Source organism: Aulosira sp. FACHB-615 (assembly GCF_014698045.1).
Classification (GTDB): domain Bacteria; phylum Cyanobacteriota; class Cyanobacteriia; order Cyanobacteriales; family Nostocaceae; genus Nostoc_B.
Genome location: NZ_JACJSE010000002.1, coordinates 200,430 through 218,215, shown reverse-complemented (window position 1 = coordinate 218,215; position 17,786 = coordinate 200,430). Strand labels below are relative to the sequence as shown.

Below are 17,786 nucleotides of genomic sequence, written 5' to 3'. Positions count from 1 at the left end.
CAGAACTAAAATAGTAAAAATGAAGAGCGATCGCCGTGATGATGCGATCGCTCTTCATTTTATCTCTATCACCTGTCACCTATCACCTGCTATATATGATGATGTATGGCGATCGTCATCTGCTTTTTTCCCATCCCGTTGCCAAAAAAAGCCCCCATTGTGGCACTCTGAGAGACAGGATTGTTTAGTCTGAATATTTTAGCTACAAAAATTTACTGAATGAGTTATGCAAACTCTGCCTACACCTACAAGCTCAAACACCACATCTAGTCAACCCACCTTTGATACTACAATCAAACGGCGTAAAACTCGGCCAGTCAAAGTAGGCAATGTCACCATCGGCGGCGGACACCCTGTGGTGGTGCAGTCAATGATTAACGAAGACACTCTGGATATTGATGGTTCTGTCGCCGCAATTCGTCGCTTGCACGAAGTCGGCTGCGAAATCGTTCGTGTCACAGTGCCTAGCCTCGCTCACGCTGTAGCATTGGCAGAAATTAAGCAAAAAATCATTACAACTTACCAAGATGTACCCATTGTGGCTGATGTACATCACAATGGCATGAAAATTGCTTTAGAAGTTGCCAAACACATCGAGAAAGTACGGATTAACCCTGGATTGTATGTGTTTGAAAAACCAAACGCCAACCGTACCGAATATACTCAATCCGAATTTGAGGAAATTGGCGATAAAATCCGCGAAACTCTAGAACCTCTAGTAGTTTCCTTGCGCGACCAAGGCAAAGCGATGCGGATTGGGGTAAATCATGGTTCCCTAGCGGAAAGAATGCTATTTACCTACGGTGATACTCCAGAAGGAATGGTGGAATCGGCTTTAGAATTCATTCGCATTTGTGAATCATTAGATTTCCGCAACTTAGTGGTTTCCATGAAAGCCTCTCGCGTTCCCGTGATGGTAGCCGCCTATCGTCTGTTAGCCAAGCGGATGGACGAATTAGGTATGGACTATCCTTTACATTTGGGTGTCACAGAAGCAGGTGATGGTGAATACGGCAGAATCAAGTCTACTGCGGGTATTGCCACCTTACTAGCAGATGGCATTGGTGACACCATCCGCGTCTCCCTCACAGAAGCACCAGAAAACGAAATCCCTGTCTGCTATAGCATTTTGCAAGCTTTGGGACTGCGGAAAACAATGGTGGAATATGTCGCTTGTCCTTCCTGTGGACGCACCTTATTTAACTTAGAAGAAGTACTACATAAAGTCCGGGAAGCCACCAAACACTTAACAGGGTTAGATATCGCCGTGATGGGTTGTATTGTCAACGGCCCTGGCGAAATGGCAGATGCTGACTATGGTTATGTGGGCAAAACTCCTGGTTACATTTCTTTATATCGCGGGCGAGAGGAAATTAAAAAAGTTCCAGAAGACCAAGGTGTAGAAGAGTTAATCAATTTGATTAAAGCCGATGGACGTTGGGTAGATCCATAAGAAGTGTGAAGTATGAAGTATGAAGTTATGTAAAATTGTTTGGGGCTGCTTGTCTGTAAGAAGCGAAACCCATCACTACCAGGAACCATCAAAGCTCAATTTCATACTTCATCCTTCATACTTCAGACTTTATACTTCCCAAGTTCGCCGGATTGTCAAGTATTTTCATGAAATTAGAAATACATACCCGGTCTTTGCAGAATACCTGTGTTAGATTGGGCATACTGACTATTATTTTCCCTCTGACACAGCTGTCATTATGGTGATTACAAAAAGTAGGCTTGTTTTGGGTGCTACGGCAGTAACACTCTCCACAATTGCTGTTACTAGCTTGGGCATTCACTCGCGTGGTCAGGCTTTATTTAAAGCAAGTCCCAAGGAAACAGTAGATGAAGTTTGGCAAATTGTTAACCGCCAATACGTAGATGGCACTTTTAACCAAGTAGATTGGCAGGCTGTTCGTAAGGAGTACCTGAACAAGTCCTACAGTAATCAGCAAGAAGCCTATAAATCCATCCGGGAAATGCTGAAGAAACTTGGTGATCCTTACACTAGGTTTATGGACCCGGAAGAGTTCAAAAATATGCAGGTTGATACCTCTGGAGAACTCACAGGTATCGGGATTACTATCAGTCAGGATGAAAAAACCAAGCAATTGGTTGTGATTGCGCCCATTGAAGATACACCGGCATTTAAGGCGGGAATCTTAGCCAAAGATATCATCCTCAAAATTAATGATAAAAGCACTAAGGGTATGGATACAAACCAAGCTGTATCCTTAATCCGTGGCGAACCAAATACTAAAGTTACACTTACAATTCAGCGTAACGGTGCTATCAAGCAGTTCAACATCACACGCGCCAGGATTGAAATTCATCCAGTACGTTATTCGCAAAAAAAATCACCAGCAGGGAATATCGGTTACATCCGCCTGAACCAATTCAGTGCTAATGCTGGTAAAGAAATGCAAAACGCCATCAAAGATTTAGAGTCTAAGAAAGTTGCTGGCTATGTTCTCGATTTGCGTGGCAACCCTGGTGGCTTGTTATTCTCTAGTGTAGAAATTGCTCGGATGTGGCTAGATAAAGGCACAATTGTTTCTACCATTGACCGCCAAGGCGAGCAAGAGCGAGAAGTTGCCAATGGCCGCGCTCTCACCAATAAACCATTAGTAGTGTTGGTAGATAAGGGTTCTGCTAGTGCTAGTGAAATTTTATCGGGAGCTTTAAAGGACAATAAACGGGCTGTTTTGGTAGGTACTCAAACCTTTGGTAAAGGATTGGTACAGTCGGTGCGTCCCCTAGATGATGGCTCTGGATTGGCGGTGACAATTGCTAAATATCACACTCCTAGCGGTAAAGATATTAATAAGCACGGGATTGACCCCGATGTGAAAGTGGATTTGACAGATGCTCAACGGCAAGATTTATGGCTGCATGAGCGTGACAAACTAGCAACTATGGCTGATCCACAATATGCTAAAGGCGTGGAAATTTTGGGTAAACAAATTGCTGCCAAAGGTATAACTAGGGCGGAGAAAAATAATTAGAGGGTTTTAAACATGGGATGATTTCTGACTCGTGCCAAGACGCAAAAAATCAACCTTTAAGCTTGGCTAAAATCGCAATTCATCCCGCATACTCAGCACTCAGCACTATTATTGGGGTTGGCATTTACCAGCCCTGATTAGCCCGATCCGCCGCGCGATCGCTTCTTCTTGGGAAGTAAATGTTCCCCACTTTTCTATAATCTCTGGATCATCGTCTCTAACTAAATTGCTGGGGACGATTTCGCAGTTTTGGGCTTTGCGCTTGACAATATACCAAAGTTGTGTATTTTCCATTATTAGTTATTAATAATTTTTTCTACTGCCACATCAACATCGGGAAATGCTAGTGGCTGAATTATACCAGCCGTTAATGTTTGCTTTGAGGTGTATTCTCCATTGAGAATTTCTCGAAATATAATGAGACTTTGCTTTTTTAAATTCACAACCCAATATTCTAAAATACCTGCTAGGGCGTAGATTTTAGTTTTTATCTCTAAATCTTTTTCTAAACTAGAGTTAGCATACTCAATCAACCAAAAAATATTTTCTGGATATGGATGATGGTGTTTATATTGCCGTCCCAAACGTTGGACAATGGCAATATCTGGTTCTGGTTCAGAGTTGTTAGGTAAGGTAATTGGTTTAGCTTCACGAATTGAGGCTCGTTCACCCAGTAACTTTGCTAGATATTCACCCGCTTCATCACTAGAATAAGCATGAGGTTCGCTTTCTGGTGAAATTTCGATAATTTCTCCTTGCAAAAGTTCAACTTGGCGATCGCTTAAAATGCCAGCCTCAATCATGCGATGATATTCGTCAATCGTCCATTTAGCCACAATCACACTCATGACGATTGATTCCTCCCATGTCAATCATGATGTTATCTTAGCAAGAGGGTGAGAGAAGGGATTAGGGGCTAGAAAAGGTGTAGGTTGGGTGGAGGAACGGAACCCAACATTCTCAAGACTTAGGGACTAGAAAAGTTAGTAGCCATTAAATATATTGATATTTTCTATTAGATCATTCTTAAGATAGCAATCCTAAATGATTAACAAACCTCTCTCCCTTGTCTCCTGTGTCTACCTTGTCTCTTTTGTTAATTTCTCAAATATGACTGTTATATTTCTGCATAACTCATGAATACCGTAGTTACATCAGAAAAAATTCATCTCCCTGCTGGCGCTGTCCTGAAACTTTTGGGAAACTGGCAAGACTATCAAAGAATGGTATCAGTGTTAGGCGATCGCTCCATCCCTCGGATTAAATATCGACCAGGGGAGATTTTATTGATGGCACCATTACCAGAACATGGAAGAGATACAAGCTTACTGGCGTTGGTTGCAATAACTATACTTGACTATTTAAACCGTAAGTATGAGTCGTTTACACCCATCACCATGAGTTTGCCAGAGGTTAGCGGTATTGAGCCTGATTTTTGCTTTTATATTGAAAATTGGCAATCAGCAGTCGGTAAAAGCTGGATTGATTGGCAAAATGATCCGCCGCCAGATTTAGCCATTGAAATAGATGTTACTAGTTATACCGATGTTAATGATTATTTAGTATATAAAGTGCCGGAGGTCTGGCTGCTGAGAAATAAACAGTTGTTAATTTATAGGTTACAAGGGGAAGATTATACACTGAGTGAAAGCAGTTATTTTCCTAACATTCCAGAAATTGTACAGCACTGTTTCCGAATTGCGCGGGAAGACACGACAAGCGAAGCAATTAGATGGTTGCGGAACTTTCTTGTATCCACACAAAAATGATTCACAAAGGTAGATAATTTTTTATAGATACTTTTGAGATGCAACCACCGATGAACGCCGATGAACGCCGATATGAAAATACAGAAGATTTTAAGATTTTGGATGTTCAAAATTTGGATGTAAATTATGGCGGGATTCAAGCACTGAAAAAGATTAATTTAACTATTAATAAAGGTGAGGTAGTTACTTTAATTGGTGCGAATGGTGCTGGTAAAACTACTACACTCAGAGCTATATCCAAAATAGTTAATCCTGTGCGTGGCGAAATTATTTATAGTGGACGCAATATTACCCGCCGTCAACCTCATGAAGTTGTGAAATTGGGGATTGCCCATTGTCCAGAAGGGCGGAGAGTTTTGGCAAAGCAAACTGTTTTTGATAATTTATTATTAGGTGCTTATATCCGTTCTAATCAAGCAGAAATTAAAGCTGATATTCAACGTCAATTTGAGTTATTTCCGCGATTGCTACAACGCCGCAATCAGTTAGCCGGAACTCTCAGTGGTGGTGAACAACAAATGTTGGCGATCGCAAGGGCTTTAATGAGTAGACCACAATTGTTATTGTTAGATGAGCCAAGCTTGGGTTTAGCACCAGCAATTGTCAAAGAAATCTTCGCAATTATTGAAAATTTAAGGGCGACAGGTGTAACTATTTTATTAGTTGAGCAGAACGCAAATTTAGCCTTACAAATTGCTGACCGGGGATATGTACTCGAAGCTGGTTCTATCACTTTAACAGGTGCAGCATCAGAATTAATTAGTGATGAGCGGGTGAAAAAAGCTTATTTGGGATAATAATTAATTTTTGATGATGATAGGTCAGTGCCAAGGAATTAGAGATAGGTTCATGCCGAATTATTTTAAATTGTGACTGTAAAGATACTACCCCTAGATTGATTATTTTCAATGGTAATTGTGCCGCAATGTGCCTCGACTGCCATTTTACAAAAAGCTAATCCTAAGCCAATTTGTGACACATCAGGCATCCTGGTTCCTACTTCATATTTCTCAAAAATAATTTTGCGTAAATCTTCAGAAACCCCTTTACCAGAATCAATCACTTGTAATTTAGCCCCGCCTGTTGGTAAATATTCTGCACGCAAGGTAACTTGTGAGTTGGATGGGGAAAACTTAATGGCATTCGTGAATAAATTATCTAAAACGCGGCGGAACATTAAAGCATCGATTTCAATTGTGTCACCGGGGTTTGGTAATTCACTAATTAAGGTGATTTTCTTTTGAGCAGCGATCGCTTCCACATCTGATAATGCTGATTTACACAAAGAATGTAAATCTACTTGACTGTAATTGAGAACCATTTTGCCTGATTCCAGCTTCGCCATCAACAACAAGCTATCAATTAAAGATTGGAGTTGTTGTCCAGCCAGTAAAATTTGCTCGACTTTGCCTTGTTGCTGTTTTTGAGATAAGCTAGGGAATTTCAGCATTTCAGCCCCTAAAACAATACTGGCCAGGGGATTTCGCAAATCATGGACAATCATGTTTACCATGTCTTCGCGCAGTTTGAGTAATAATTGCAGGCTGTCATACTGCTGCTTAATTCGCAACATGGAATGAACTCTGGCACGTAATTCTACCCGGTTGACGGGTTTACTAATAAAGTCATCTGCACCCGTAGCCAGACATCGAGCTAAATCTTCCTTTGCCGTTAATGCCGTCACCATAATAATCGGGACTGCTTGCCACTTGGGTTGGGACTTGATGCGTTTGCAAACTTCCATCCCATCCATATCAGGCATCATTACATCCAACAAAATCAAATCAGGCTGAAAATTATCAAGACGACTTAGGGCTTGTTGACCATCAGGAGAATAGTGTAACTGGTAGTTTTCACCATCCAGCAAAGTTTCAACAACATCAAAGTTATCCGGTTCATCATCAATAACTAAAATAGTGGGTTGAGTCTTCATCGAAAAGTTTTACGATCTTCCTAAAAGTGTTTGAATGGTGGCTACCAGTTGTTTAAGTTTTACGGGTTTGGTTAAATATTCGTTAGCACCAGCAGCTAAACAAGTTTCGCGATCGCCCGGCATAGCTAAAGCTGTCAGGGCAATCATCGGGATATTCATAAACTGCTGATCACCACGGATGCGACGCATAGCCTCTAAGCCATCCATTCCCGGCATTTGAATATCCATCACAATTAAGTCTGGGCGATGAATTGTCACCAAATCAATAGCTTGTTGTCCATTGTGGGCAAATATCAAATCATAGCCTCGACTTGCCAGATAACCAGACATCGTATCAATATTTGCTTGATTATCTTCTACTAACAAAATCACTGGATTAGCTAAAGTTGCCGCAGGTGCTAAATTGAGATTCTGCTCTGCCGCAGCCGAAGAATTTCGCAGCTTGCCAATAGTAGACTGGAGTTGCTCGCGGGTAATCGGTTTCACTAAATATTCAAATGCGCCCTGAGCTAGTCCTTTAAGACGCTCATCAACGACAGAAAAGATAATCACAGGAATATTTTGAGTTTGGGGATGAGTCTTGAGTTGATGAAGCACATCCCAACCCGATAGGTTAGGTAGTTGCAAATCCAAAATGACTAAGGCAGGTTGCACCCGTAGCACTTCTTCTACGGCTCCTTCGCCTTGAGGATAGGTAATGGGTTGGATTCCCATTTCCTGGAAGTAGCGAGTAATTTGATCTGCTGCTGCGACAGAATCTTCGATAATCAAAACCTGAGCATTTTCCACAGGCCAGCTATGGCTGGGTAAGGGAGCAGTAATGATTGGTGTTGTAACTATATGCTCACTGCTATGACTGGGAACGCGGACAGTAAAACAACTTCCTTCGCCAACTTTACTGCTAACTGAGACTGTTCCCCCATGCAGATTGACAATGCGCTGTACCAGTGCCAAACCTAAACCGGTGCCATTGTAGTGGCGGTTCAGGCTACTGTCAAGCTGAACGAAGGGCTGAAACAATTTACCGATTTCTTCTGGGGCAATGCCAATACCCGTATCAATCACATGAAAGTACAGATGGGCATTATTGGTGGCTGAAGTGATTTCTGTTGTTTCCTGCCGGACTTCGATGGTGACAGAACCTCCTTCTGGGGTGAATTTGACAGCGTTGCTTAGTAGGTTGATCAGTACTTGACGTAGACGGCGCTCATCTACTTGGATACTGTCGATGTTGCCATCAATACAAGTATTGAGGCGGATATTCTTTTTTAACGCCATTTGTTTGACAAAGGTGAGACTTGCATCACACAAACTTCTGACAGAAACATCACTTAATTGCAATTCCAGCTTGCCAGACTCAATTTTTGATAAGTCGAGGATGTCATTGATGAGTTCAAGTAAATGTCTACCACTGCGTTCAATGGTGGCGATCGCTTTGACTTGGCGTTCATTGAGTGAGCCAAACACACTTTCTTGCAAACCCTCTGACATCCCTAAAATTGCATTCAGTGGTGTCCGTAATTCATGGCTCATGTTTGCCAAAAATTCGTCTTTGAGTCGAGTGGCGCGAGCCAGTTCGATATTTGTGTTCACCAGTTGCTTATTGGTTTGTCGGAGTTCTTCTTCGGCTTGTTTGCGATCGCTAATATCAAATAAAGTGGCGCGGTTATATAAATAATTACCATCAGCATCTTTCACCGCCGTAGCGTTAATCAATACTGGCAAGATTGTGCCATCTTTACACACCATTTCATACTCTAAGTCTTTAGCCCAGCCCTGCTGTTTGAAGCGAGGATAGTTCTGCTCAAAGGCCAAGCGACTATCGGCGGTGAAAAAGTTGACTAATGGTTGACCAATCATTTCTGCACGACTGTAGCCCAACCATTGCAATTCTGTTTCGTTGACTTTAATAAACAGACCTTCTTGATCTAGGGAATGATAGCCACAAGGAGCATTATTATATAAATCTTCAACTTCATGGGCATATTTCGCCAGGGCTTCTTGGGCTTGTTTGCGATCGCTAATGTCAGTTATCCGCACTATATTCATAGTACGTCCGGCGACAGTAATTGGTTTGGCGGCAGTGTTTCCCCAAAAAATATTGCCTTTTAAGGTTACATATTCAATTTCGCGGCTCCAGACTCCTTGACACTCCATTTCTGCCATAATTGCCTGGGTTTCCTGGGCAGTGAATGGTTGGCGCTGGAGTGCCTGACCATTAATATTAATTAATTCAGTTTTGTTTGCTGCTTCAAATAGTTCTACAGCCCGACGATTACAATCTAAGGTGAGTAGAGTAGACCAATCAACTAAGAAAATTGCATCGGCTGATTCGTTAAAAATTGCTTCCCGCAAATCTCGGTTGCGAATCAGTTCTTGTTCTGCTTGTTTGTGATCGGTGATGTCAAAGTTTACGCCAATCACTCGTACAGGTTCACCTTGCGCGTCACGCTTGAGAATACCATAGCCTTTGAGGAAGCGAATTGCTCCACTGGGTTGAATGATCCGAAACTCAACATCATATTCTTGCTTACCGTCAATCGCTTGCTGGATACTTGCCAACATATAATCCCAATCTTCTGGGTACAAGAAGTTCAACCAAGCATCATAAGTACCACTAAACTCCCCTGGACTCAACCCATACAGTTCATACATTTGGTCATCCCAAATTTGTTTTGCTTCGGCAAAATCATATTCCCAAATCCCAAATTTCCCTGATTGCAGTGCTAAAGTCAGTCTTTCTGAGAGGTGATGCAGTTGTTCTTCGGTTTGTTTGCGACTGGTAATATCTGTGAGTGTGCCGATATAACCAATTACTTCTCCATTGGCGTTAGTCTCGGCTAACACATAGCAGTGAAACCACTTCACACTACCATCGGGAAGCAGATGTCTACCTTCGTTGTCAAACAGTTCGTTTGGTGCTAAATCTGCCGCAAACCATTTCTGGAGAATGCGATCGCTATCTTCTGGGTGTATAGCATCTAACCAACCAGTTCCTAATCCGGCTGATGTGGGTCTACCTGTCATTTCACTCCAGCGATCATTAATGTAGACACAATTACCTGCGGCATCTAGTCGAAAAATAGCCACAGGCGCGGCTTTAGCTAGGGTAGCATAACGGTGTTCACTATCTTGTAGGGCTTCTTCTGCCTGACGGCGATCGCTAATATCTGTTAATGTGCCGATGTAGCCACTAACACTGCCGTTACTATCAATTTCGGGTACTCCCTGGACATAAAACCAGCTAATACTACCATCTGGGCGCAGATGTCTACCTTCACTTTCATAGTATTCTCGGAAGTCAACAGTTTCCTGATCAAATGTAAGTTCCCATTCTTGCTTTAAGCGATCGCGGTCTTCTGGGTGAATTGCTGCTAACCACCCCAGACCTAATGCAGACTGTGTTGGTCTACCAGTCATTTCGCTCCAGCGATCGTTGACATAAATACATTGACCAGCAGCATCCATGCGGAAAATCCCCACAGGCGCAGCTTCTGTTAAATGGGCATAACGACTTTCGCTTTCTTTGAGTGCTTCTTCTGCTTGTTTGCGTTCAGTGATGTCGGTAAAAGTGCCAATGTAACTAATAATATTGCCGAAAGGATTACTTTCTGCGAGGAGTTGCAAGTAAAACCAAGTGATACTGCCATCTGGATGTAAATATCTACCTTCTTGGCGAATTTGCCAAAGTCCCTGGGATAACTGCATCCACAAACAATCGCGGTCTTCGGGATGTAAACTTTCTAACCAACCCAGTGCTATCGCCTCTGATGTTGGTCTACCTGTGAGCTTGCTCCAGTAATCATTCACGTAAAGACATTGACCAGTGGTATCCAGCCGGAAAATTGCCACTGGCGCAGCTTCTGTTAAAGTTTCATAACGACGTTGGCTTTCTTTGAGGGCGGCTTCAATTTGTTTCTGCTCGGTAATGTCTTTGGCAATCCCTAAAAATCCGATGTTATTACCTTCTATATCGAGCAAGGTTTTTATTGACAAAAATACAGGGAAGCGAGTCCCATCTTTGCGAATGTAAGTCCATTCATTTTCATAGGTATTGCCATTTTGAGTGACAGTCATAAAAAATTCTGTCCCTGGGGCAATTTCTCTCCCTAGTTTTGCAGAAAGCTCTACTGCTCGTTGTTGGAGTTCTTCTGGATCATGAAACACAGTGGGCTTGATTTGATTGATCACTTCATCTGCTGTGTAGCCCAACATTGTTTGAGCAGCTTTGTTAAAGGTTTGGATACCATTGCAGTTATTGAAAATAATTGCATAGTCGCTGCCATCTAAAATGGCTTGTTGCAAGCGATTGACGGCAATTAATTGGGCTTCGATTTGTTTACGTTGGGTAATGTCAACATGACAACCAATCATTCGCAGGGGATTACCTTCTTGATCCCAGGCAATGACGCGCCCAGAACAAATGACCCACACAGTAGAACCATCTTTATGTTGATATCGTAACTCACTGTGATAAGGGATTTTGCCATGACTTTGAACATGCTGCTGGAACATTTCTAGGGAACTGGCTAAATCTTCTGGAAAAATCAGCCTTTGCCATGTTTCTGGCGTGTTGGGCAATTCATGATCTGCGTAGCCAAACATTTGCTTGAAGGTGGGGCTGAGGTACTCTTGATTGTTGGGAATATCCCAGTCCCAATAACCTGCTAGACTAACTTCGAGAATTTGTTCTAGGAGATTTAATTCCATTCGCAGCATTTCTGATTGCTGCCGTTCTGCTTCTGAGTGTTTGCGTTCAGTAATGTCTGTCAACACGCCTAGCATTCTGAGCAGTTGTCCAGTCTTGTTATAGATTCCCCTACCCTTCACGGATACCCAGTGAATGCTCCTATCTTGCCAAATCACGCGGTATTCCACAGCATAATCGTTTTGGGTGGCGATCGCCTGTCTCAATTTCTGTTCCACCCATTGCCGATCTTCTGGATGTACATAACTCAACCATTCTTCTAAAGTCAATAGTAAATCATTGATACTATTGATAACTCCGTGAATAGCGTTTTGGCTGGCAACGATTTGATTAGTAATGGGATTCCACTCCCAATAGCCAATCCCCGTAAAATTTAAGGTCAGCTTGAGTTTCTCTTCACTGGCTTTTAAGGCTGATTCGGCACGTCTTCGTTCTGCTAGTTCTGTTTTTAATTGTTCATAAGCACTGGCTTGTTGAATGGCGATCGCAATTTGCACCCCTAATTGATCTAACAAGTCCAACTCTACCGCTTGCCAGTGGCGAAAATTGCTGCATTGTTGAGCAATTAATAATCCCCATAATTGCTCTTTGACCAAAATTGGGACTACGAGATAAGCTTTGACTTCAAATTGTTCTAAAAGATGTAAATGACATTTGGTTAAACCGGCTTGATAAATATTATCGACGGCTCTTTTTGTGCCTTGGTGATAATCACGCCCTCCACCCTGTTGAAAGCAGGTATCTTGAATTTGCCTTCCTAAAGCGATTGTCCAGCCAGGTAGCACTGACTCGGCTACAATATTGCCACTCATATCCGACTCAAATTGATAAACCAGTACTCGGTCTGCCTGTAAAAATTGCCGTACTTCTGTGGCTGTGGTACTGAGAATTTCTGAGAGTTGGAGAGATTGGCGAATGCGTAAAGCGATCGTGGCAATCAGTTGTTGTTGTTCCTGAATTTGTTCTAACTTGCGAGTCAGATGTATTCGTTCTACTGCATGATGAATGGCATTGTGTAAGGCTTTGGGCGTGAAATGATTTTTCACCAAGTAATCTTGAGCGCCATATTTCATCGCGTTAACGGCGATCATTTCATCGCCAGCCCCTGTGAGCATAATCACAGCAGATTGCCGATTCTGAAGCTTTTGTCTCAACTGTTGCAAAAACTCTAGTCCATCTTCATCTGGCAATAAATAATCCAGCAAAATTACATCTGGTGTTTGTTGCTCACACCAGAGCATCGCTTGTGTTGCCGTCTCAAATTCTAAAATTTCATAAGACTGCAATCTGTCGTGCTGTAAATACTGACGATAGACATAACGATCTACAGCAGAATCATCAATTAAGAAGATAGTTAGGGCAGAGCGATCGCTCATAAGTCAAAGATACCGACGCGATAGAATTATAGGTCTTGACTAATCCAGTCCACTCTCAACAGGGAAGTAGAACAGTTGCAATACCTCTCTTATGTTTATACTTCCCAAAAAACCTCATCTTCATAATAAACTTTTGTATCCCCATCCTCATTCCGTGCTATTCACCAATCAGTTTCGCAAACATACTTAAGAACCCACGTACAGTTTTCCGTAGATAGGACTCATATCATGTCCGGTAAAAGACTGATCATCAAAACCGCAGGGAGAAGGGGGGTGGGAGGTGGGAGGATGGTGAAGAAATCTTTCCCCCCAAACTCCCCAAACCCCCCACACTTCCCACACCCCCCACACCCTGTTCCAAAACCTTATTTTTCGTTTTTTTGCGTAAATCCTCAGATTATCCAGTCAAGCACCTCCGTATTCTCGCCCTCATCCCAAATTTATACACAAGTAAATTCTCTCAAATTCATCAGTAACAAATTTCCTGTTTTTCCTCGATTCTTTTTTGCTCAAAAACTTGAATAATAAAGTTATGGTAAAGACAAAGAAGCTAGTCACTTCCTAATGTCATTGCCAGGGGCTTTTGAATTTTCAGTTAGCTAAATTCAAAAACTCAAATCAATTCTGCATCTACCTTGAGGTTTTTTAATTCTCAATTGGCACTAACTCCCAATTCTCAACTCTTTCTCCTCCTAGCTAATAGCTAGACATAAGAATAGATTTTCTGTAATTGTCGTTAGTTTCTTTGAGAAAAGTAGATTTAGCTACAATCACCAAAGGAGTGTAGAATTATGTCTTTCGCAGGTATCCCAAGTCATTCTCATCAAGCACTACACACAGCAAAAAACACCAAAACTTTTGCTAATTCTATTAACATCGTGTTTTTTGTAAGTTCCTGCATCATTTTATCAACTTCTAGCTTGATGATCCTCTCTTCTGTTATTCCTGCAATTACTTCTGCCCTTTCATTACCTACGGCTCATCCGACATCTATTCCTTGGATTAATAATGAGTCTGACTGTAGACATACTGGCAGAAGTTGGCAGGATAATAAATGTTGGGATCATGAACATAGCTTAATGTTTTAATCCTCCGTCACAATCCTTCATAGAGATATGTATTGCCATAGCTTAACAAGTACTACGCACAAACATCATGCTTTTCTAAAACAGTTTTTGGCTAGTATTCCGCCGCAAACAGCAGCAACGTTTACGGAAATACAATTAATAGCAATTCAACAAGCATTTCAACAAAAATTTAGTAATTGTGCGGCTGTGGATATCAAATTCTCTATTCCTTTACCAAAGCAGCATTTTTCTCTAACAATCAGGGTTGGCAAGGATAAAAAATCTAAAAAACGTCTCAATTACCCAATTTATCAGCAACTAAATCAAGTAATAGTTACCAAGTCTGGTTTAAGAATTATTACAGCCTTGATGGGAACACTTTGTATGATAGAAGTAGTGCCATCAATTCCCACAACTTTATTCCCTGCAAAAAGGTCGATATATTACCATCCTTGACTGGCAAGTTTAAGATTAATTCTGATCATAGAAAATACTGAGGTGTATTAAATTTTTGTAAGCAAAAATATTAATGATACCTGACATCTCATCATCTATCTTGTTCCAGACATCTATATAATGCTTCTCAACTATCACAGCCCCGATAATATACACCAGACTATCGTCCGTCAGCCGCTAACGGTTCATCCCAAGATGCGGCTTCTGGATGTGATTGCTCTCATAAATGAAGCACAAGCTAATTTTCGGGATGCGCCTAGCAAAAATAATTCTGCATCAAACAACTTCACTAAAGATATTAATAATATTGCATCTCAAGTTGCTAGTTGTGTTTTAGTGGTTGATGACTCGCAGTTAGTCGGGATTCTCACCCAGCGAGACTTAATTAAAATGGCAGCCGAAAGAAAGAATCTAGAAGGTATCAGTGTTGCTGAAGTGATGACAACAGAGTTAGTAACGCTGAAGATAGAAGATTTTAAAGATGTTTTTACAGCGTTAAATTTACTGAGAAAACATCGGATTTGTCATCTACCAATTATCGGGGAGCAAGAGGAATTGATTGGATTAGTGACACCTACGAGTCTACTGGCAGTTACTATTCAACAAGCTGGACTATATAATTATGCGCGAGTCAAGCTTGCCGAACGCCAACGCATTGAGGCTGAGTTGCGTTTAGAGCGTAATTTTATTTCGACAATTTTTAATCTGACAGATGCTTTAGTAGTTGTCTTAGATAGTCAAGGAAGAATTGTCCGCTTTAATCAGACTTGCGAACAAGCTACAGGTTACGCATTTGAAGCGGCTCAAGGAAAATCTGTTTGGAATGTGCTGATGTTACCAGACATCACAGAATGTCTGAAAAATCTCTTTCAAAATTTGGCAACCAGAGAGTTTCCCCAACGTTATGAAGCTATTTTAATTAATCAGGATGGCGATCGCCGCTTAATTTCCTGGTCAAATAAAGTTTTACTCAATAATGATGACCAAATTCACTATATCGTCTGTACAGGGATAGACATCACCGAAAGTCGCCAAGCCCAAGAAGAACTGCAACAAGCCAAAGAACAATTACAAACAGTCTTAGATGCAGTACCAGGGTTTGTATCTTGGGTAAGTACGGATGGCTATTATTTAGGGGTGAATCGTCATTTGGCGGAAAGTTTCAACTTAACAGCCGATAATTTTGTGGGACAAGAATTGGGTTTTCTGCAAAATAGCCCCCAATTTACAGAGTTTATGCACGACTTTCTACATCGACAAGATGTAGCTGATTCTAGTGTTGTCGATACCCAAATCAACGGGTTCACACGTAAATACTTAGTCATAGCGCAAAAATATCAACAAAACACGGCGGCGGTGGCTGTGGGAATTGACATTACAGAACGCAAGCAAGCAGAAATTGCCTTAGCAGAATCAGAAGCCATGTTGCGCTCTGTCTTGAAAAGTACACCTAGCATGGTACGAGTTGTTAATGCTGAAGGGAAAATTTCTTTTATTAACCAAACTACACCCCATCTATCCTGGGAGGAAGTTGTAGGTACAAGTATTGATGACTATGTATTACCAGAAGACTCGGAAATTCAACGTTCTGCTTTAGAGAAGGTTTTTGCCCAAGGAGAAGTTGTCAGCTACGAAACTCGTGCTTTAGACAGGCAAACAAATTTGCAATATTGTCACTCTCAGATTGGCCCCATTTGGCACAACCAACAAGTTACAGGTGCAGTAATTATTACCAACGATATTACAGATCGCAAGCAAACAGAAATTGCTTTACAACGAGCGCAAGAAGCACTGCAACAACTGAATCGAGATTTAGAAGCTAGGGTTGAGCAGCGCACTTTAGCATTACAAGAAAGTGAAGCTGAACTCAGAGCTATTTTTAATCAAGCTGCTGTAGGAATTAAACTAGAAACTTTAGATGGGCAGTTACTCAAGGTCAATCAAAAATTATGTGAACTGTTGGGTTATAGCCAAGTAGAACTGATGAATAAAACCTTTAAAGATTTGACTTATGCAGATGATATTGCCCATCATCAAAAAAACTTAGCAAAATTAATTTCAGGAGAAATAGAAACATTTTCCATAGAAAAGCGGTGTTTACATAAAAATGGTCATCCGATTTGGATTAATCTCACAGTTTCTCTAATTCGAGATGTGGTTGGTAAACCACTTTATTCGGTGGGAATAGTGAAAGATATTCGGAATCAAAAACAAGCCGAAGAAGATTTAAAACGTCAATTTGCCGCAGTTGAAGCAGCTATAGATGGAATTGCAATTTTAAGTGGTAATGTCTACACTTATCTGAATCAAGCTCATGTTGAGATGTTTGGCTATACTAATCCAGAAGAACTGATTGGTAAGAGTTGGTCAGAAATTTACGAGCCACAAGAAGTTCAACGTTTTGAAAACGAAATTTTTCCCACTTTAATGCAGCAGAAACATTGGCGAGGGGAGACGATCGCCAAACGTAAAGATGGTAGTTATTTTGCTGAGGAAGTATCCTTAACTATTTCCGAACAAGGTGATTTAATTTGTGTCTGTCGGGATATTAGCGATCGCAAAAAAGCAGAAGCAGATATTTGCAAAGCATTAGCCAAAGAAAAAGAACTCAGCGAGTTAAAATCTCGGTTTATTTCCATGACCTCCCATGAGTTCCGCACTCCTTTAGCTGTCATTGCTTCTTCGGCTGGTATTTTAAAAAGCTTCAGCCATAAACTGGAGGAACAACAAAAACAAAAACATCTCCAGTGCATTCAAACCTATGTACAGCACACTACTCAACTTTTAGATGATATTTTGCTAATTAATAAAGCTGAAGCAGGTAAATTAGCTTTTGAGCCAAATTATCTTGATTTAGTCAATTTCTGTCATACCTTAGTCGAAGAAATTCAACTGAGTTCTCCTGAACATCATTTAGTTTTTTGTCATCCGCCTCAAAATAGCCAGCTAGATGGTGAGTCAGTCATGGCTTATATGGATAAAAAACTCCTGCGACAAATCTTAAGCAACTTGCTTTCTAACGCAGTCAAATACTCACCAAATAACAGTCGTATTCAAATTGATTTATTAATTCAAAATCAAAATGCTGTTTTTCTCATTCAAGATGAAGGTATTGGCATTTCTCCCGAAGAACATCAAAACTTGTTTGAGCCATTTTTCCGAGCTAGTAATGTGGGGAATGTCCCCGGTACAGGATTGGGTTTGGCAATCGTTCATAAGTGTGTAGACCTACATCAAGGCAGAATTACCATCGCCAGTCAAGTCGGCTTTGGGACAACATTTAGAGTGGAATTACCCTTGGTGGTTAAATCAGTAAATTAAATTTTATTTGATGTTATTCATCACTGATTTTTGGGAAATATAAATATAGAGAATCTATGTGGTAATAAGTCTAGGTGAGCTAACTTCTAGACTTAGCAAACTTCCTCATAGACTTTCTTCTGTGCAGATGAATATGGGGAAACTTTTGAGATAA

Annotated in this window: 12 protein-coding genes; 8 read left to right on the top strand and 4 right to left on the bottom strand. The window is 41.1% G+C overall.

What is annotated here, in order from left to right:
* The first annotated feature begins 19 nt into the window (after positions 1–19).
* The 3 genes from H6G77_RS03285 to ctpC all read left to right on the top strand — a co-directional run bounded on the left by H6G77_RS03285 (position 20) and on the right by ctpC (position 3,002).
* Positions 20–193, top strand: coding sequence for a hypothetical protein (locus H6G77_RS03285; RefSeq protein ID WP_190870818.1), 174 nt, complete (start codon positions 20–22; stop codon positions 191–193).
* Between the two features lie 33 nt (positions 194–226).
* The gene (ispG, locus tag H6G77_RS03280) at positions 227–1,453 is read left to right on the top strand and encodes a (E)-4-hydroxy-3-methylbut-2-enyl-diphosphate synthase (RefSeq protein ID WP_190594062.1); all 1,227 of its coding nucleotides are present in this window, start codon (positions 227–229) and stop codon (positions 1,451–1,453) included.
* A 259-nt stretch (positions 1,454–1,712) separates the two neighbouring features.
* Entirely contained in the window at positions 1,713–3,002 is a 1,290-nt protein-coding gene (gene ctpC / locus H6G77_RS03275) for a carboxyl-terminal processing protease CtpC (protein ID WP_190594063.1), read from the top strand.
* Positions 3,003–3,110: 108 nt separating this feature from the next.
* Here ctpC and H6G77_RS03270 read toward each other — a convergent pair whose 3' ends face one another.
* Together H6G77_RS03270 and H6G77_RS03265 are read right to left on the bottom strand one after the other, a co-directional pair.
* Positions 3,111–3,296, bottom strand: coding sequence for a DDE transposase family protein (locus tag H6G77_RS03270; protein ID WP_190594065.1), 186 nt, complete (start codon positions 3,294–3,296; stop codon positions 3,111–3,113).
* A 2-nt stretch (positions 3,297–3,298) separates the two neighbouring features.
* The gene (locus H6G77_RS03265; RefSeq protein ID WP_190670956.1) at positions 3,299–3,850 is read right to left on the bottom strand and encodes a Uma2 family endonuclease; all 552 of its coding nucleotides are present in this window, start codon (positions 3,848–3,850) and stop codon (positions 3,299–3,301) included.
* 288 nt (positions 3,851–4,138) lie between these two features.
* On the opposite strand from H6G77_RS03265, the gene H6G77_RS03260 reads away from it, so the two are divergent.
* Together H6G77_RS03260 and H6G77_RS03255 are read left to right on the top strand one after the other, a co-directional pair.
* Positions 4,139–4,771, top strand: a complete 633-nt coding sequence (locus H6G77_RS03260) for a Uma2 family endonuclease (RefSeq protein ID WP_190670954.1) — start codon at positions 4,139–4,141, stop codon at positions 4,769–4,771.
* A 38-nt stretch (positions 4,772–4,809) separates the two neighbouring features.
* Entirely contained in the window at positions 4,810–5,568 is a 759-nt protein-coding gene (locus H6G77_RS03255) for an ABC transporter ATP-binding protein (RefSeq protein ID WP_242049134.1), read from the top strand.
* A 65-nt stretch (positions 5,569–5,633) separates the two neighbouring features.
* Here H6G77_RS03255 and H6G77_RS03250 read toward each other — a convergent pair whose 3' ends face one another.
* The gene (locus H6G77_RS03250; RefSeq protein ID WP_190870817.1) at positions 5,634–6,704 is read right to left on the bottom strand and encodes a response regulator; all 1,071 of its coding nucleotides are present in this window, start codon (positions 6,702–6,704) and stop codon (positions 5,634–5,636) included.
* Positions 6,705–6,713: 9 nt separating this feature from the next.
* Positions 6,714–12,788 carry a PAS domain S-box protein gene (locus H6G77_RS03245; protein ID WP_190870816.1) on the bottom strand — a complete coding sequence of 2,025 codons (6,075 nt, stop codon included), beginning with the start codon at positions 12,786–12,788 and terminating at the stop codon, positions 6,714–6,716.
* Between the two features lie 791 nt (positions 12,789–13,579).
* Between H6G77_RS03245 and H6G77_RS03240 the strand changes: the two genes are divergently transcribed.
* From H6G77_RS03240 to H6G77_RS03230, 3 genes are all read left to right on the top strand, one after another.
* Positions 13,580–13,876 (top strand): hypothetical protein, encoded by a 297-nt coding sequence (locus H6G77_RS03240; protein ID WP_190870815.1) that lies wholly within the window; start codon positions 13,580–13,582, stop codon positions 13,874–13,876.
* 87 nt (positions 13,877–13,963) lie between these two features.
* The gene (locus H6G77_RS03235) at positions 13,964–14,311 is read left to right on the top strand and encodes a hypothetical protein (protein WP_190870814.1); all 348 of its coding nucleotides are present in this window, start codon (positions 13,964–13,966) and stop codon (positions 14,309–14,311) included.
* 120 nt (positions 14,312–14,431) lie between these two features.
* Positions 14,432–17,632: a PAS domain S-box protein gene (locus H6G77_RS03230; RefSeq protein ID WP_190591770.1), complete on the top strand. Its 3,201-nt coding sequence runs from the start codon at positions 14,432–14,434 to the stop codon at positions 17,630–17,632.
* Positions 17,633–17,786: the final 154 nt, after the last annotated feature.

What these genes read in the sequence shown, in the direction of transcription:
- H6G77_RS03285 (WP_190870818.1), top strand. Translation starts at nt 20, where the DNA reads ATGAAGAGCGATCGCCGTGATGATGCGATCGCTCTTCATTTTATCTCT.
- ispG (WP_190594062.1), top strand. Translation starts at nt 227, where the DNA reads ATGCAAACTCTGCCTACACCTACAAGCTCAAACACCACATCTAGTCAA.
- H6G77_RS03230 (WP_190591770.1), top strand. Translation starts at nt 14,432, where the DNA reads ATGCTTCTCAACTATCACAGCCCCGATAATATACACCAGACTATCGTC.
- H6G77_RS03265 (WP_190670956.1), bottom strand. Translation starts at nt 3,850, where the DNA reads ATGAGTGTGATTGTGGCTAAATGGACGATTGACGAATATCATCGCATG.
- H6G77_RS03255 (WP_242049134.1), top strand. Translation starts at nt 4,810, where the DNA reads ATGCAACCACCGATGAACGCCGATGAACGCCGATATGAAAATACAGAA.
- H6G77_RS03260 (WP_190670954.1), top strand. Translation starts at nt 4,139, where the DNA reads ATGAATACCGTAGTTACATCAGAAAAAATTCATCTCCCTGCTGGCGCT.
- H6G77_RS03245 (WP_190870816.1), bottom strand. Translation starts at nt 12,788, where the DNA reads ATGAGCGATCGCTCTGCCCTAACTATCTTCTTAATTGATGATTCTGCT.
- H6G77_RS03270 (WP_190594065.1), bottom strand. Translation starts at nt 3,296, where the DNA reads ATGGAAAATACACAACTTTGGTATATTGTCAAGCGCAAAGCCCAAAAC.
- H6G77_RS03240 (WP_190870815.1), top strand. Translation starts at nt 13,580, where the DNA reads ATGTCTTTCGCAGGTATCCCAAGTCATTCTCATCAAGCACTACACACA.
- ctpC (WP_190594063.1), top strand. Translation starts at nt 1,713, where the DNA reads ATGGTGATTACAAAAAGTAGGCTTGTTTTGGGTGCTACGGCAGTAACA.
- H6G77_RS03250 (WP_190870817.1), bottom strand. Translation starts at nt 6,704, where the DNA reads ATGAAGACTCAACCCACTATTTTAGTTATTGATGATGAACCGGATAAC.